We start from the raw sequence: 14,824 nt of genomic DNA, 5'->3' as shown, positions 1-14,824 counted from the left end.
TGGCCGGTCACGCCACGGCGGCGCCCAGCAGCCGGATCGTGCCGGCGTCCGCGTCCATCTCCGCGATGGCGCCCACCGGCACGGTCAGCTTGCGCCGGATGTGGCCGATGGCCGCGCCGCGGAACACCGGCACGCCCAGCGGGCCGAAGTAGTCGTCGAACACCTCGTCCAGCGTCAGGCTGCCATAGCCGTCGCCCGGCTCGCACTTTGTGAAGCGGCCCAGCACGACGCCGGCCAGCGACCCCAGGGCGCCGGCCAACCGCAGCGTCGAGAGGCAGCGGTCGATGCGGTAGATGTACTCGTTGATGTCCTCCAGGAAAAGGATCGCGCTGCGGCAGTCGGGGAAGTACGCCGAGCCCGCCAATGACGCCAGGACGGTCAGGTTGCCGCCCACCAGCCGGCCGCGTGCCCGGCCGGCGCACAGCGTCGTGATGCGCTCCTCACGCTGTACGAGGTCGTCACCGGTCGCCGGCGTGGGGTTGCGAAGCATGGCGGCCTCGGCGTTCATCGCGACGGCCTTGAAGCTCTGCACGGAGTAGTCGTTCCATTCCGAGCCGGCCACCGGGCAGTGGAAGGTGACAAGCCCTGTCTGGCGGTGGATGGCGTTGACGAGGCTGGTCAGGTCGCTGAAGCCGCCGAAGAACTTCGGTCGGCGGCGGATGAGCTCGTAGTCGAGCTTGTCGACGATGCGGTTGCAGCCCGAGCCGCCGGTCAACGCGATGAGCCCCGAGACGCCATCGTCCGCGAACATCGCGTTGATGTCGGCCGCCCGCTCGGCGTCGGTGCCCGCGAACGGCCCGCGCCGCGCGGCGACATGGGCGCCCGGCTTGACCTTGAAGCCCAGCGCCTGCAGTGCCTCGACGGCCATCTGCAGCGGCTCGCGCTCGAAGGTCGCATTGGCCGGACTGACGAGGCCCAGCGTGTCGCCGGGGCGCAGCCGCGGCGCCAGCAGCGTGCCGGGCGTTGCGGCTCGGGCGGCGGGCGCGGACAGCAGGCTCGCGGCGGTGCCGAGTTGCAGCAGGTGGCGGCGGGAGGTCGTCATGGCAGCATGGGGCGAGGTGAGTCGGGGCAGTGTCGCTGAGGTCCAATGCGTGCATGGATGCCGATCTCCCCACCCTTCCGCCGTTGGCCCCCGGCCACTACCGCCACTACAAGGGCGGCGACTACGACGTAATCGCCGTCGCCCGCCACAGCGAGACGCTGGAGCCGGTCGTCGTCTACCGGCCGCTCTACAACGACAGCGGCTGGTGGGTGCGGCCTTACGAGATGTTCACCGGCACCGTAGTCGTGCACGGCGTGCAGCGCCAGCGGTTCGAGCGCATCGCCTAGCGGCCGCTGCCTGAGCCGCGGCTAGCATGGCCGCGGGAGGACCAACCGATGGAAGCAGAAGAGGCCGCAACGCCGCTGCCGGCGGACGAGCAGGCCGGTGAGCCGGTGCCCGCGCAGGTTGACCGCGGCGGCGTGGCGTGGCTGCGCGAGGGCGCCCGTGTGCTGGTCTTGCAGCCGCCGCGCTGGGCTGGGCTTGCCGCCACGCCGTGGATGCTGGCGTGGCTGGTGCTCGCCGGCTATGCGCTGGCGCTGGTCATGCAGCGCAGCCTGATGGGCGGCGAGCCGCGCTTCCTGTGGAACGGCATCCTCAGCGGGTGGCTGGGCTTGGCCTGGACGGCGTGGCTGTGCTGGCTGGCGGCGCGGGCTTGCGGCGCGGCGGAGCGGGCCGGCACGCTGCTGGCGGTGTCCATGGCGGCGAGCCTCGTGCTGACGGTGGCGCAATCGGCGCTGTGGGGCGTACTGCGGCTGTCCGTCGGACCGGTGCAGGAGTGGCCCACCACGGCAAGCTGGGCCACCTGGGGTGCCGCATTCGGCTGGGCGTGGGTGGCGCAATCCGTGCTGCTGGGGCGTGTGGCCGGGCCGGGTTTGACGCGGGTCGCGACGACGCTGCTGATGGTCGTGCCGTTGGCGGTGGGCGGGCTGCTCGCGCCGGTGGTGTTCTGGTGGCCCGAGCCGCCGGCCAGGCCCGCCGCCGACGCGCAGGCCGGGGCAGACGACGAGTCCGACACCGGCCTGCCACTCACCGACGACACCATCGTGCGCCAGGCCGAGCTGCTCGCCACGGCGCTGCGTGACCTGAAGCCGCCGCAGCGGGGCCGAGTCAACGTCTACGCGGTGACCTATGCGCCCAATGCGTCGGAGAACGTGTTCATGCGCGAGAGCGCGGCCGTGGCCGCCACGATGCGAGAGCGCTTCGGCGCGGGCGGGCGCACGGTGCAGCTGGTAGCCAACCGCGCGACGACCGACACGCTGCCCTGGGCCACGCCGGCCCACCTGCGAGCGACGATCGCCCGCATGGCGGCGGTGATGGACCGCGACCGCGACGTGCTGCTCCTGCACCTCACGTCGCACGGCGGGCGCGATGGCCACCTGGCCAACGACACGGAGCCGCTGAGGACCGAACCCGTCACGCCGGCCCAGCTCAAGCAGTGGCTGGACGAGGCGGGCGTGCGCTGGCGCGTGATCTCGGTGTCGGCTTGCTACTCCGGCAGCTGGATCGCGCCGCTGGCCGGCGACGGCACGCTGGTGATGACGGCCGCGGATGCCGACCACACGTCCTATGGCTGCGGCAAGCGCTCGGAGTTGACCTTTTTCGGCCGTGCGATGTATGTGGACGCGCTGCGCGAGACGCGGTCCTTCACCGAGGCGCATGCGAAGGCGCGGTTGCTCATCGACCAGCGCGAGAAAGCGGCGGGCAAGAGCGACGGCTATTCGAATCCGCAGATCAGTGAAGGTGCTGGCGTCCATCGCGTGCTGGATCGCCTGCAGCAGCAGCTCGACACGCTTTGAGCCGCCTTGCACGTGGCATGCTGAGCTCGATGGACATCGCCTTCGAATCGCCGGACCAGCCGGACGTCGTCGCGCTCATCGCCGAGCTTGACGCCTATCAGGACACCCTCTATCCGCCTGAGGCCCGCTATGCGCTGGACCTCGCTGCGCTGTGCCACCCGGACGTGCTGTTTGCCGTGGCGCGCGACGAACATGGTCGCGCCGCGGCCTGCGGCGCGGTCGTCGTTGGCGAAAAGTTCGGGGAACTGAAGCGCATGTTCGTCAGCCCGGCTGCCCGAGGCCGGGGCTTGGGCCGACGGCTGCTGCTCGCGCTTGAAGCCGCGGCCACGTCGCGTGGTTGCCGGTGGCTGATGCTGGAGACCGGCCCCCACCAGACCGAGGCGCTGGGCCTGTACGCGGCCTGCGGCTTCGAACGGCGTGGCCCCTACGGCAGCTATCCGGACCACCCGCTGAGCGTCTTCATGCAGAAGCCGCTGCGCCTCACACCACCCGCGGCAAGTCCCGCCTGACCGCCACGCGGTCGCCGAAGTCGAAGTGCCACCACTCGGTGGCGATGCCGTGGAAGCCCGCCTCGCGCATCGCCGCGCGCAGCCAGCCGCGTTCTACGAGCTGCTGTGCGGTCAGCACGCCCAGCGCCAGGTGCTCGGCCTCGTGGTCGGGGTGGCTGGCCAGCGTCATCTCGTCGAAGCCGCTGCCCATGTCGACCTCGCGGCCCTGCGGGTCCAGCAGTGTCAGGTCCACCGCCATGCCGAAGCTGTGGATGGAGCCGCGGTCCGGGTGGGCGAGGTACAGCGTCAGCGGTGTGCCCTGCAGTTCGTCCCACAGGCGCTGCTGCACGCGCTGCGGGCGCAGGGCATCGAGCACGCGCAGGCGGTAGCCGGGGCGGCGGTCCTGCAGCCACGCGGCAGCCTGCTCAAGCGCGGCGGCGGCCTCGCGACGCAGCCAGGCGCAGTCGATGCCGGCATAGACAGGATGGCCGACGAAGTTGTCGGCGGTGGCGTAGCGCAGGTCGATGTCGATGCCATGTGGCAGGCTGGCGAGGTGGCGAAAGTCGGGGTGAGCGGCGATGTCCTCGATGGCGATCATGGCAATTGGGCGAGGTGGGCCTGTGCCGCCGTCTGCAGGCATTTGACGAGGCGGCGCGCCGCCTGCGCGAGCGGGGCGCTGGCGGCGGTGAGCAGGTGGAGGTGCACGGTCAGCGTCGGCTCCAGCGGGCGCAGTCGGACGCGTGCCGGGTCGGCACTGGCGGCGGTGAAAGGGTCCACCAGCGCGACGCCCACGCCCGCCTCGGCCAGCCCGCGGGCGAGCTGGTAGGTTTGCACGGTGAGGCGGCCGGCGAGCGGAGCGGCGTCTCCATCGTCGAGCGATTCGGCGGCATGGTGCAGCAGGCCGGCCAGCGGGTCGTCGGGCGGCAGGCCGATGACTTCGCTGCGCAGGTCGGTCAGCCGCAGGGGCCCGATGGCGCGGCCCTCGGGGCTGCCGAGCGGGCACAGCGCCACCATCGCGCCGCTGGCGATGATTTCGGTCTTGATGCCGGGGTGGCGCGGGTCCTGCAGCGACAGCGCCAGGTCGGCATCGCCCAGCAGCAGCGCAGAGACAATCTCGCGCGTGTGGTGCGTGGCCAGCGAGCAGCGCGCCTTGGGGTGGGCCGCGCACCAGGGTGTCATCGCCGCTGGCAGCAGCGCCATTGCGACAGCCGGCGTGGCGACGAGCCGCACATGCTCGCTCTCGCCGCTCTTCAGGTTGGCCGCCAGGCGCCGGATGCCGACGAGATCGCGCGTGAGCTTGTCGACCTCGACAAACAGCCGCTGCGCCTCGGGCGTCGGATAGAGCTTGCCGCGCACACGGTCGAACAGCGGCATACCCAGTTGCAGCTCGGCGTGCTGCAGCACCTTGGTCACGGCGGGCTGCGAGATGTGCAGCAACTGCGCCGCGCCGCTGATGCTGCCGGCCTGCATGATGGCGTGGAAGACCTCGATGTGCCTCAGACGCACCTGTCAGCCCCCGGCCCGGTGTGAGCGCTGGTCTGCCCCCCGAGGGGCCGGCTTGGGGCGGCCCGGCGCTCGGCCCATGCATGCACGATGGCCATCAGGGTCATTTTCTGTACACGCCCTCGAAGTCGACGCTGCCGTTCGGCGCCATCTTGAACCCGACAACGTCCTTGCGCACCGGGATGTAGACGGTCGAGTGCGCCATCGTGATCCACGGCCGCTCGCGCTTGAAGATGGCCTGCGCCTGTTCATAAAGGGCGATGCGCCGGGCCTGATCGGGCGTCGCGCGGGCCTCGTCGATAAGCTTGTCGAACTCGGCGTTGCAGAACTTCACGCCGGTCTTGTTGGCGGCGCAGCTGAGATTGGGCGTCAGGAAGTCGTCCGCGTCGCCGGTGTCGCCGCTCCAGCCGCTCATGTAGACGTTGTGCTCGCCGTTGTTGGCGCGCTTGAGGTATTCGCCCCACTCGTAGGTCTTGATGTGGGCCCGCACGCCGATGCGTGCCCAGTCCTGCTGGATGAGCTGGGCCATCAGCTGGCCGTTGGGGTTGGTGGGCCGGGCGACGGGCAGGGCCCAGAGGTCGATGTCGAAGCCGTTGGGGTAGCCGGCTTGCGCCAGCAAGGCCTTGGCACGTGCCGGGTCGAACTCGTTCTTCAGCGCCTTGTTGTAGCCGGGGACCGACGGCGGGAAGGCGCTCACGGCCTGCGTGGCATCGCCACGCGGGAACAGCGCCTTGAAGATGGCATTGCGGTCGATGGCGATGTCCAGCGCCTCGCGGACCTCTCGCCGGTCGGTGGGCGGCTTCTTCAGGTTGAAGCTCAGGTAAGAGATGTTCAGCGCCTGGATCTTGTCGATGCGCACGTTGGGGTTGCCGGTCAGCACGCCCACGTCGACGTCGCGCAGCGCGGCGGCCACCTGGCATTCGCCCACGGCCACCTTCTGCACGCGCACGTTGGGTTCGCGGCTGATGCTGAACACCAGCGCCGAGTTCAGTTGCCTGCCGCCCCAGTAGCCAGGGTGCGGCCGCATGCGCAGGACGTCGTCCTTCGCATAGCTCTTGAACTGGTAGGGTCCGGCGCCGACCGGCTTCACGTTGATCTGGCTGGCCTTGCCGCCCTTCAACAGCTGCGCGGCGTACTCGGCCGACTGGATGCCGGCCCAGGCGAACGCGAAGTTGGCGAGGAAGGTGACGTTGGGCTGGTGCAACCGGAAGCGGACGGTGTGGTCGTCCAGCCGGTCGATACCGGCAATCAGCCTGGCCAGTCCCAGGTTGTTGGGGTAGACGAAGTTGACCGGGAAGGCCTTGTTGAAGTCAGCGTTCGGATCGATGAAGCGCTGGAACGTGAAGATCACATCGTCGGCGTTGAAGTCCCGCGTCGGCGTGAACCACGGCGTGGTGTGGAATTTCACACCCTCGCGCAGGTGGAAGGTGAAGCTCTTCGCGTCCGGCGAGATCTCCCAGCTCGTCGCGAGCTTGGGCGCGAGTTCCGTCGTCGGCCGCCTGAAGCCCAACAGCCCGTCGAACAGCTGGTAGCTGACAGTGTTGGTGCTGGCGCTGTCCCACATGCCGGGGTCGAAACCCTCGGGGCTGGCGTCTGCGCAGTAGATCAGCGGCTTGCCCTGGGCCAGCGCGGCCGTCGGCGCGGCGAGGGCCAGAAGCGCCGCCAGGGCGAGGCGGGAGGTCGTCATGGGGGCCATTGTCCCGGACGCTTTGAGGGACACCGGTTCGCCCTGCGAAAATAGCATGATGAAGCCCATCGCCTACACCCGCGCCGCCGGCCTGCCGGCCCTGCTCCAGCAACGCATCGCCGTGCTCGACGGCGCGATGGGCACGATGATCCAGCGCTACAAGCTGACCGAGTCAGACTACCGCGGAGAGCGCTTCAAGGATCACCCGACCGACCTGAAGGGCAACAACGAGCTGCTGCTGTTCACGCGGCCCGACGTGATCCGCGAGATCCACGAGCAGTACCTGGCGGCCGGGGCCGACCTCATCGAGACCAACACCTTCGGCGCCACGTCCGTCGCGCAGGAGGATTACGGTTTGCCCGAGCTCGCCTACGAACTGAACCTCGTGGCCGCGCAGATCGCGCGCGCCGCCTGCGACAAGTACGCGACGCCCGACAAGCCACGCTACGTGGCCGGCGCGCTCGGCCCGACGCCGCGCACGGCGTCCATCAGCCCTGACGTGAACGACCCGGGTGCCCGCAACATCGACTTCGACACGCTGCGCGCCGCTTACTACGAGCAGGCCAAGGGGCTGCTGGACGGCGGCGCCGATGTCTTCCTCGTCGAGACGATCTTCGACACGTTGAACGCCAAGGCTGCCATCTTTGCGCTCGACGAGCTGATGGAAGACACCGGCGAGCGGCTGCCGGTCATCATCTCCGGCACGGTGACGGACGCGTCTGGCCGCATCCTGTCCGGCCAGACGGTCACGGCCTTCTGGCATTCGGTGCGACACGCCCGGCCCATTGCCATCGGCCTGAACTGCGCGTTGGGCGCCACGCTGATGCGGCCCTACATCGAGGAGCTGAGCAAGGTGGCGGGCGACGTGGCGGTCAGCTGCTACCCCAACGCCGGCCTGCCCAACCCGATGAGCGACACCGGCTTCGACGAGACGCCGGACGTGACAGCGCGCCTCGTGGGCGAGTTCGCGCAGGCCGGCTTCCTGAACATCGCCGGCGGCTGCTGTGGCACGACGCCCGACCACATCGCTGCCATCGCCAAGGCCGTGTCGGCCTACCGGCCGCGCGTCAGCGGCGAGAAGTTCTTCAGCGCGATGCTGGACGCTGCCTGACGGACAGCTTGAGCTGGGGTCAGCTCAGATCGCCCATTTGGCTCTGCAGGTAGTTCTGCTCGCCCACCTTGTTGACCAGCTCCAGCTGCGTCTCCAGGTGGTCGATGTGTTCCTCCGTGTCGTCGAGGATCTCGACGAACAGCTCGCGGGACACGTAGTCGCGCACGCCCTCGCAGTAGGCGATGGCCTCTTTCAGGTGCACCTGTGAGGCCTTCTCCACCTGCAGGTCGCAGCTCATCGTCTCGACGGCGTTCTCGCCGATCAGCAGCTTGCCCAGGTCCTGCAGGTTGGGCAGGCCGTCCAGCGTCAGCACGCGCTCGATGAGCTTGTCGGCGTGCTTCATCTCTTCGATGGACTCCTCGTACTCGTGCTTGGCCATCTTGTTGAGGCCCCAGTTCTTCAGCATGCGGGCATGCAGGAAGTACTGGTTGATGGCGGTCAGTTCCAGCTTCAGCTGCTGGTTGAGATGAGCAATGACCTGTGGGTCGCCCTTCATGGAGTCCTCCTGGGTTTGTGACAACTTCCCGGAGTATCGGCAGGGAATGCCCTCCGGCAAAACCAGTCTATTTGCAAATGAGAGCGATTCGCATTATTCTTCTTTCCATGATTGTTTGTGTCTGCCATCGCGTCTCCGACCGGGACATCGCCATTGCGGCGGCGTCCGGCTGCCCGGACTTTGAAACGCTGCAGGATGACCTGCGCGTGGCCACGGCCTGCGGCGCCTGCCACGCCTGCGCCTGCGCGGTGTTCGACGAAAGCCGTGTGGAAGGCGGCGCGCCGGTGGCGCGCGGCATGGCCGTCGCCGCCAAGGCGCTGATGGCCGCCTGAGCCTGCGGGGCAGGCCGCTAGAATGCAATCCGGCGCCAGGAGTGGCGCCGTTTTTTTGCTGGTCCCTAGCCCGAAGTCGTTGTGTCTTTGCAGCCGCTCGCGGCGGGCCGCATTGCACGACAACTGAAGGAAATTTCATGAGCACCCAGCAGACCGGCATCGTCAAGTGGTTTGACGACGGCAAGGGCTTCGGCTTCATCACCCCCGCCGACGGCGGCAAGGACCTCTTTGCTCACCACAGCGAAATCAAGAACAACGGCGGCTTCCGCACGTTGGCCGAAGGCGCCCAGGTCGAGTTCGAAGTGAAGCAGGGCCCCAAAGGTCTGCAGGCCGCGAACATCCGCGCGCTGTAAATCACATTGCCCCGATGCATGGCCCGCTCATTGAGCGGGCTTTGTGCTTTTCAGGGGCGCTCCCACGACAATTGAAGGCTATGTCCGCGCTGTCCGTCACCCCGCCCAAGGCCTCGGCCGCCAAACCCCTGACCGGCTATCGCCCGTTCTGGGCCAAGCGCTTCGGTCCCGCGCCCTTCCTGCCGATGAGCCGGCAGGAGATGGAGCAGCTCGGCTGGGACTCGTGCGACATCATCATCGTCACGGGCGACGCCTACGTCGACCACCCGAGCTTCGGCATGGCCGTCATCGGCCGCACGCTGGAGGCGCAGGGCTTTCGCGTGGGCATCATCGCGCAGCCCGACTGGAACAGCGCCGACGCCTTCAAGGCGCTGGGCAAGCCCAACCTGTTTTTCGGCGTCGCGGCCGGGAACATGGACTCGATGATCAACCGCTACACGGCGGACCGGAAGATCCGCAGCGACGACGCCTACACGCCTGGCGGCGAGGGCGGCAAGCGCCCCGACCGTGCGACGCTGGTCTACACGCAGCGCTGTCAGGAGGCGTTCAAGGACGTACCTGTCATCATCGGCGGCATCGAGGCCTCGCTGCGCCGCATCGCGCACTACGACTACTGGCAGGACAAGGTGCGTCGCTCCGTCCTGGTGGACAGCAAGGCCGACCTGCTGGTCTATGGCAATGCCGAACGCGCCATCGTCGAGATCGCGCACCGGCTGGCCCGCCGTGAGCCCGTCGAGGCCTTGACCGACATCCGCGGCACGGCCTTCATGCGCCGCAGCGACGATCCGAGTGCAGATGGCTGGTTCGAGCTTGACTCGACCGAGGTGGACCGCCCCGGGCGCATCGACGAGTTGATCAGCCCGTATCAGGAGATCAAGCAGGAAACCTGCGAGACCGAACCCGACGCGCCCAAGCCGATCACGGTGCACAAGACCGGCCGCATCAGCATGCCGCCGCGCGAGCGCACGGTGGTGCGGCTACCGGCCTACGAGCAGGTCAAGAGCGATCCGGTGCTCTATGCCCACGCCAACCGCGTGCTGCATCTGGAGACCAACCCCGGCAACGCTCGCGCGCTGGTGCAGCGCTACGACTTCAACGGCATCGAGCGCGACCTTTGGATCAACCCGCCGCCCATCCCGCTGTCCACGCCGGAGATGGACCACGTCTTCGACCTGCCGTATGCGCGCAGCCCGCATCCGAGCTACGCGGACGAGCACGGCAGCCACGACGGCGCGACCAAGATCCCCGCGTGGGAGATGATCCGCTTCAGCGTGAACATCATGCGTGGCTGCTTCGGCGGCTGCACCTTCTGCTCCATCACCGAGCACGAGGGCCGCATCATCCAGAGCCGCTCGGAGGACTCCGTCATCCGCGAGATCGAGGAGATGCGCGACAAGGTCAAGGGCTTCACCGGCATCGTGTCGGACCTCGGCGGCCCGACGGCCAACATGTACCGCATCGGCTGCAAGAGCCCCGAGATCGAGGCCGCCTGCCGCAAGCCCAGCTGCGTCTACCCGGGCATCTGCCCGAACCTGAACACCAGCCACGATCCGCTGATCAAGATGTACCGCCGCGCGCGTGCGCTGCCGGGCGTCAAGAAGATCCTCATCGGCTCCGGCCTGCGCTATGACCTGGCCGTGCAGTCGCCCGAGTACGTCAAGGAGCTCGTCACGCACCATGTCGGCGGCTACCTGAAGATTGCGCCCGAGCACACCGAGAGCGGGCCGCTGTCCAAGATGATGAAGCCGGGCATCGGCACGTACGATCGCTTCAAGCAGATGTTCGAGGCGGCCAGTGCTGCGGCCGGCAAGAAGCAGTACCTGATCCCGTACTTCATCGCCGCCCACCCGGGCACCAGCGACGAGGACATGATGAACCTCGCCGTCTGGCTGAAGAAGAACGGCTTCCGCGCCGACCAGGTGCAGACCTTCTACCCCAGCCCCATGGCGACGGCGACGGCCATGTACCACTCCGGCCGCAACCCGCTCAAGGGCATCAGCCGTGACGAGAGCCGCGGCGAGAAAGTCGATATCGTGCGTGGCGAACGCCGCCGCCGGCTGCACAAAGCCTTCCTGCGCTATCACGATGCCAACAACTGGCCGCTGCTGCGCGAGGCGCTGAAGGCCATGGGCCGTGCCGACCTGATCGGCAACGGCAAGCACCACCTGATCCCGACCTACCAGCCGGCGACTGACGGAAGCTACGAGAGCGCGCGGCGCAAGAACTCGACCGTGGCCAAGCCGGCACCCACGAAGACGGCCGCCCCGCGCAAGGGCCAGGTCCTCACGCAGCACACCGGCCTGCCGCCCCGCGTGCATGGCGGTGTTCGCAGTGCCGTGGCACGTCCGGGCAAACCCGGAAAACGATGAGCTGAACTGACGGTCTTTTGACCACCATTGCCGTGGCGGTGCGCCTGCGGATGCACTACGCTAGCGTGTCCTGATCGACGAGGCTGTCGCGTCCGCGCCGCCCGTGCCTGGAGCCTCCGCCCTCATGCAAGCCACAACGCGCGCCGTTGACGATGACCTGCTCGAACTGATCGACGAGCCCGAGCACGCCGAGTCGGAGCTCCGCCTCCATGACCGGCCGTGGCGCATCCTCATCGTCGATGACGATGGCGACGTGCACAAGGCCACCGAACTGGCCATGCAGGGGCTCACCGTCGAGGGCCAGCCGCTCATCTTTCTGCATGCCGCCTCGGCAGCCCAGGCGCGGCAGCTGTTGGCCAGCGAGGACGACCTGGCCGTCGTGCTGCTCGATGTCGTCATGGAGAGCGAGGACGCCGGCCTGCAGCTCGTCCGGCACATCCGCGAGGAGCTGGGTTTGCAGGCGCTGCGCATCGTGCTGCGCACCGGCCAGCCCGGGTACGCCCCCGAGATCGAGACGGTGCAGGCCTATGACATCAACGACTACAAGACCAAGTCCGAGCTGACACGGACGCGGCTCTACACGGTGCTGACGGCGGCGGTGCGCTCCTACCGCCAGATCTGCGCGCTGGAGGCTAACCGGCGCGGCCTGGAGATGATCGTCGAGAGCAGCACCGCGCTGTCGCGCATGCGCGGGCTGTCGCGGTTCGCCGAAGGCGTCGTCACGCAGCTGTGTGCATTGCTGGGCATCCTGCCCGAGGGCCTGGTCTGTGCGCAGTTCAATGGCGAGTCCCCCGACGAGATCCGCATCGTGGCAGCGGCGGGCCAGTACAGCAGCCTCATCGACCGGCCGCTCACGCAGGTCAAGATCCCCTCGGTGCGCGAGAGGCTGGAGCGTTGCCTGCGCGAGCAGCGCAACATCTACGAAGACGGCACCGTCCTGTACTTCGGCATGGGAAATGGCCGCGCGATGGCCGCGCTGGTGGACGTCGGCCGCCACCTCGACGAGCTGGACCAGCAGCTGCTGCGCGCCTTCTGTTCCAACATCGCCGTCGGCTTCGAGAACGTGCTGCTCTACAGCCAGTTGCTCGACCAGGCCTACAACGACCCGCTGCTGCGCCTGCCCAACCGCAACCGCTTCGTCGAGCTGCTCGACAAGAACCTGAAGGACCCGTCCGGCGTCACACTCGCGCTGATCGACATCGACGACTTCTCCGACATCAACGACGCCTTCGGCCACCACTTCGGTGACCTGGTGCTGCAGGCTGTCGTGCATCGCATGAGCGAGATGCTCGGGCTCAACACGGCCATGGCCCGCGTGGGGGCCGACACGTTCGGCGTGCTGGGCGAGCACGTGCAGGTCTGCCCGCAGAGCGTGCAGGCCGTTTTCGCCGAACCTTTCCTCGTTGCCGGCGAGCGGTTGCAGCTGTCGGCCACGACCGGCCTCGTGCGGCTGGGCGAATCCACGGCCATCGGCTCGGAGCTGCTGCTGGATGCGCAGATCGCACTCAAGCGCGCCAAGCAGCACCAGCGCGGCTCATCCCAATATTTCTCCGCGGCCATGGGCAACGACGCGCGCGAGCGCTTCAAGCTGCTCAAGGGTCTGCGTGCCGGCTTCGAGGAAAGCCAGCTCTTCGTCGTCTACCAGCCGCAGGTGGAGTTGACGGACGGCCACGTCATCGGCGCCGAGGCGCTGCTGCGCTGGCGCACGTCCGACGGACGCTTCATCCCGCCGGACCAGTTCATCCCGCTGGCCGAGCAGAGCGGCCTCATCATCCCTATCGGCGAGTTCGTCATGCGCACGGCCTGCATGCAACTGCGCAAGATGGTTGCGCTCGGGCATGTCGGCTTCCGCATGGCAGTCAACGTGTCGATGGCGCAGTTCCGGCATCCCGGCTTCATCGACATGCTGGGCCGCGCGCTGCGCGACACCGGCGCGCAGGGCGGCAACCTGGAGCTCGAGATCACCGAGTCCATGGCCATGGATGACGCCGACCTCGTGCTGCGCGTGCTGGCCGACATCAAGCGGCTGGGCATGAGCGTGGCCATCGACGACTTCGGCACCGGCTTCTCGTCGTTGAGCCAACTGCGCCAGTTGCAGGTGGACCGGCTCAAGATCGACCGTGCCTTCGTGCAGGAGGCTCAGTCGTCGACGGCCGGCTCCACCATCGCGCAGATGGTCATTAACCTCGGCCGCGGCCTGGGCCTGACCGTCATTGCCGAAGGCATAGAGACCGAGGAGCAGCGCCAGTACCTCATCGGCCTTGGCTGCCACGAGGGCCAGGGCTGGTTGTTCGCCCGGCCGATGGAGGCCGCGCAGCTGGAGGCATGGCTGCAGGCCTGAGCCGCCGCGGACGCCGCATTAGCCCCTAGACGCCCCGCGTGCCGGCCCCCCTAAACTGGCCCGTCACTGTCGACCCTGGAGCGTTCATGAGTCTCGCGAAGATCCTCGTCGCCCAAGGTGGCGGCCCCACCGCCGTCATCAACCAGAGCCTCGTCGGCGTCGTGCTGGAAGCGCGGCGGCAGCCCGGTGTCGGCAAGGTCTACGGCGCGCGGCACGGCGTGCGCGGCATCGTCAACGAGGACTTCGTCGACCTGACTCAGGAGACCAGCCACAACCTGGAGCTGGTGGCCAACACGCCCGCGTCAGCGCTCGGTTCCACGCGCGACAAGCCCGATGCCGCCTACTGCCACGAGATCTTCACGGTACTGAAGGCGCATGGCATCACGCACTTTTTCTACATCGGCGGCAACGACTCGTCCGACACCGTGCGCATCGTGTCCGAGGAGGCGCAGGCCGCGGGATACCCGCTGCGCTGCATCCACATCCCCAAGACCATCGACAACGACCTCGTCGGCAACGACCACACGCCGGGCTATGCGTCCGCCGCGCGCTTCGTGGCCCAGGCCTTCGCCGGCGCCAACCTCGACAACGCGGCGTTGCCCGGCGTCTATGTCGGCGTCGTAATGGGCCGGCATGCCGGCTTCCTGACGGCCGCTGCGGCACTCGGCAAGAAGTTTGACGACGACGGCCCCCACCTCATCTACCTGCCCGAGCGCGACTTCGTCATCGAGACCTTCCTGCGCGACGTGAAGGCCACCCACGAGCGCTACGGCCGCTGCGTCATCGCGGTCAGCGAGGGCATCCATGACGCCAGCGGCGCGCCCATGCTGTCCAGGCTCGCCGGCGACCTGGAGCGCGACGCCCATGGCAACGTGCAGCTCAGCGGCACCGGCGCGCTGGCCGACCTGCTGTGCGAGGAGATCAAGGCCAAGCTTGGCATCAAACGCGTGCGCGGCGACACCTTCGGCTATCTGCAGCGCAGCTTCCTGGGCTGCGTGAGCGACGTTGACCAGCGCGAGGCGCGCGAGGTCGGCGAGAAGGCCGTGCAATACGCCTTCCACGGCGACCGGGACGGGTCCGTGGCCATCAAGCGCGTCGGCTACTACTCGGTGGACTACGAGCTGCTGCCGCTGGCGGCCGTGGCCGGCAAGACGCGCACGATGGAAGACGTGTTCATCAACGGGGCCGGCACCGACGTGACCGATGCCTTCCGGCTCTACCTGAGGCCGTTGCTGGGCTCAAAGCTGCCGGATGCTTTCCGGCTGCGGCCCAACCCCGTGCCCAAGGTGCTCAACCGCGGCTGACG

The 14,824-nt window shown here is 68.2% G+C and carries 14 protein-coding genes; 9 read left to right on the top strand and 5 right to left on the bottom strand.

Annotated features, from left to right (window positions below; translation table 11 throughout):
- Window positions 1–7: 7 nt before the first annotated feature.
- Entirely contained in the window at window positions 8–1,042 is a 1,035-nt protein-coding gene (locus LXT13_RS23305) for a S66 peptidase family protein (protein WP_233374712.1), read from the bottom strand.
- A 53-nt stretch (window positions 1,043–1,095) separates the two neighbouring features.
- Here LXT13_RS23305 and LXT13_RS23300 point away from each other — a divergent pair, with 53 nt between their 5' ends.
- From LXT13_RS23300 to LXT13_RS23290, 3 genes are read left to right on the top strand one after another with little or no spacing between them, the layout of a single operon-like run.
- Window positions 1,096–1,329 carry a DUF1653 domain-containing protein gene (locus LXT13_RS23300; protein ID WP_233374711.1) on the top strand — a complete coding sequence of 78 codons (234 nt, stop codon included), beginning with the start codon at window positions 1,096–1,098 and terminating at the stop codon, window positions 1,327–1,329.
- A gap of 48 nt (window positions 1,330–1,377) precedes the next feature.
- Window positions 1,378–2,838: a C13 family peptidase gene (locus LXT13_RS23295; RefSeq protein WP_233374710.1), complete on the top strand. Its 1,461-nt coding sequence runs from the start codon at window positions 1,378–1,380 to the stop codon at window positions 2,836–2,838.
- A 29-nt stretch (window positions 2,839–2,867) separates the two neighbouring features.
- Window positions 2,868–3,347, top strand: coding sequence for a GNAT family N-acetyltransferase (locus tag LXT13_RS23290; protein ID WP_233374709.1), 480 nt, complete (start codon window positions 2,868–2,870; stop codon window positions 3,345–3,347).
- Here the strand turns inward: LXT13_RS23290 and LXT13_RS23285 are convergent.
- The 3 genes from LXT13_RS23285 to LXT13_RS23275 all read right to left on the bottom strand — a co-directional run bounded on the left by LXT13_RS23285 (window position 3,319) and on the right by LXT13_RS23275 (window position 6,516).
- The gene (locus LXT13_RS23285; RefSeq protein WP_233374708.1) at window positions 3,319–3,924 is read right to left on the bottom strand and encodes a M15 family metallopeptidase; all 606 of its coding nucleotides are present in this window, start codon (window positions 3,922–3,924) and stop codon (window positions 3,319–3,321) included. The genes LXT13_RS23290 and LXT13_RS23285 overlap by 29 nt on opposite strands.
- Window positions 3,921–4,832, bottom strand: coding sequence for a LysR family transcriptional regulator (locus tag LXT13_RS23280; RefSeq protein ID WP_233374707.1), 912 nt, complete (start codon window positions 4,830–4,832; stop codon window positions 3,921–3,923). Before LXT13_RS23280 ends, LXT13_RS23285 begins: the two co-directional genes overlap by 4 nt.
- Before the next feature lie 100 nt (window positions 4,833–4,932).
- Window positions 4,933–6,516 carry an ABC transporter substrate-binding protein gene (locus LXT13_RS23275; protein ID WP_233374706.1) on the bottom strand — a complete coding sequence of 528 codons (1,584 nt, stop codon included), beginning with the start codon at window positions 6,514–6,516 and terminating at the stop codon, window positions 4,933–4,935.
- Between the two features lie 55 nt (window positions 6,517–6,571).
- Here LXT13_RS23275 and LXT13_RS23270 point away from each other — a divergent pair, with 55 nt between their 5' ends.
- On the top strand, window positions 6,572–7,627 hold the full coding sequence (locus LXT13_RS23270) for a homocysteine S-methyltransferase family protein (protein WP_233374705.1): 1,056 nt from the start codon (window positions 6,572–6,574) through the stop codon (window positions 7,625–7,627).
- Between the two features lie 19 nt (window positions 7,628–7,646).
- Here the strand turns inward: LXT13_RS23270 and bfr are convergent, their stop codons facing one another.
- Complete coding sequence (gene bfr / locus LXT13_RS23265; protein WP_233374704.1) at window positions 7,647–8,123, bottom strand: bacterioferritin; 477 nt, start codon at window positions 8,121–8,123, stop codon at window positions 7,647–7,649.
- A 77-nt stretch (window positions 8,124–8,200) separates the two neighbouring features.
- Here bfr and LXT13_RS23260 point away from each other — a divergent pair, with 77 nt between their 5' ends.
- From LXT13_RS23260 to LXT13_RS23240, 5 genes are all read left to right on the top strand, one after another.
- Entirely contained in the window at window positions 8,201–8,455 is a 255-nt protein-coding gene (locus LXT13_RS23260) for a (2Fe-2S)-binding protein (protein ID WP_233374703.1), read from the top strand.
- A gap of 137 nt (window positions 8,456–8,592) precedes the next feature.
- Window positions 8,593–8,808 (top strand): cold-shock protein, encoded by a 216-nt coding sequence (locus LXT13_RS23255; RefSeq protein ID WP_233374702.1) that lies wholly within the window; start codon window positions 8,593–8,595, stop codon window positions 8,806–8,808.
- Window positions 8,809–8,888: 80 nt separating this feature from the next.
- Window positions 8,889–11,177, top strand: coding sequence for a YgiQ family radical SAM protein (locus LXT13_RS23250; protein WP_233374701.1), 2,289 nt, complete (start codon window positions 8,889–8,891; stop codon window positions 11,175–11,177).
- 124 nt (window positions 11,178–11,301) lie between these two features.
- Window positions 11,302–13,518, top strand: coding sequence for a putative bifunctional diguanylate cyclase/phosphodiesterase (locus LXT13_RS23245; protein ID WP_233374700.1), 2,217 nt, complete (start codon window positions 11,302–11,304; stop codon window positions 13,516–13,518).
- An 86-nt stretch (window positions 13,519–13,604) separates the two neighbouring features.
- A complete protein-coding gene (locus LXT13_RS23240) occupies window positions 13,605–14,822 on the top strand; it encodes a 6-phosphofructokinase (protein WP_233374699.1) in 1,218 nt (405 codons plus the stop codon).
- The last annotated feature ends 2 nt before the right edge of the window (window positions 14,823–14,824 follow it).

Source organism: Pelomonas cellulosilytica (assembly GCF_021353265.1).
GTDB classification, from domain to species: Bacteria; Pseudomonadota; Gammaproteobacteria; order Burkholderiales; family Burkholderiaceae_C; genus Pelomonas; species Pelomonas cellulosilytica.
Note: the sequence above shows the minus strand (reverse complement) of the source record. Positions and strands in the feature narration are given on the sequence as shown.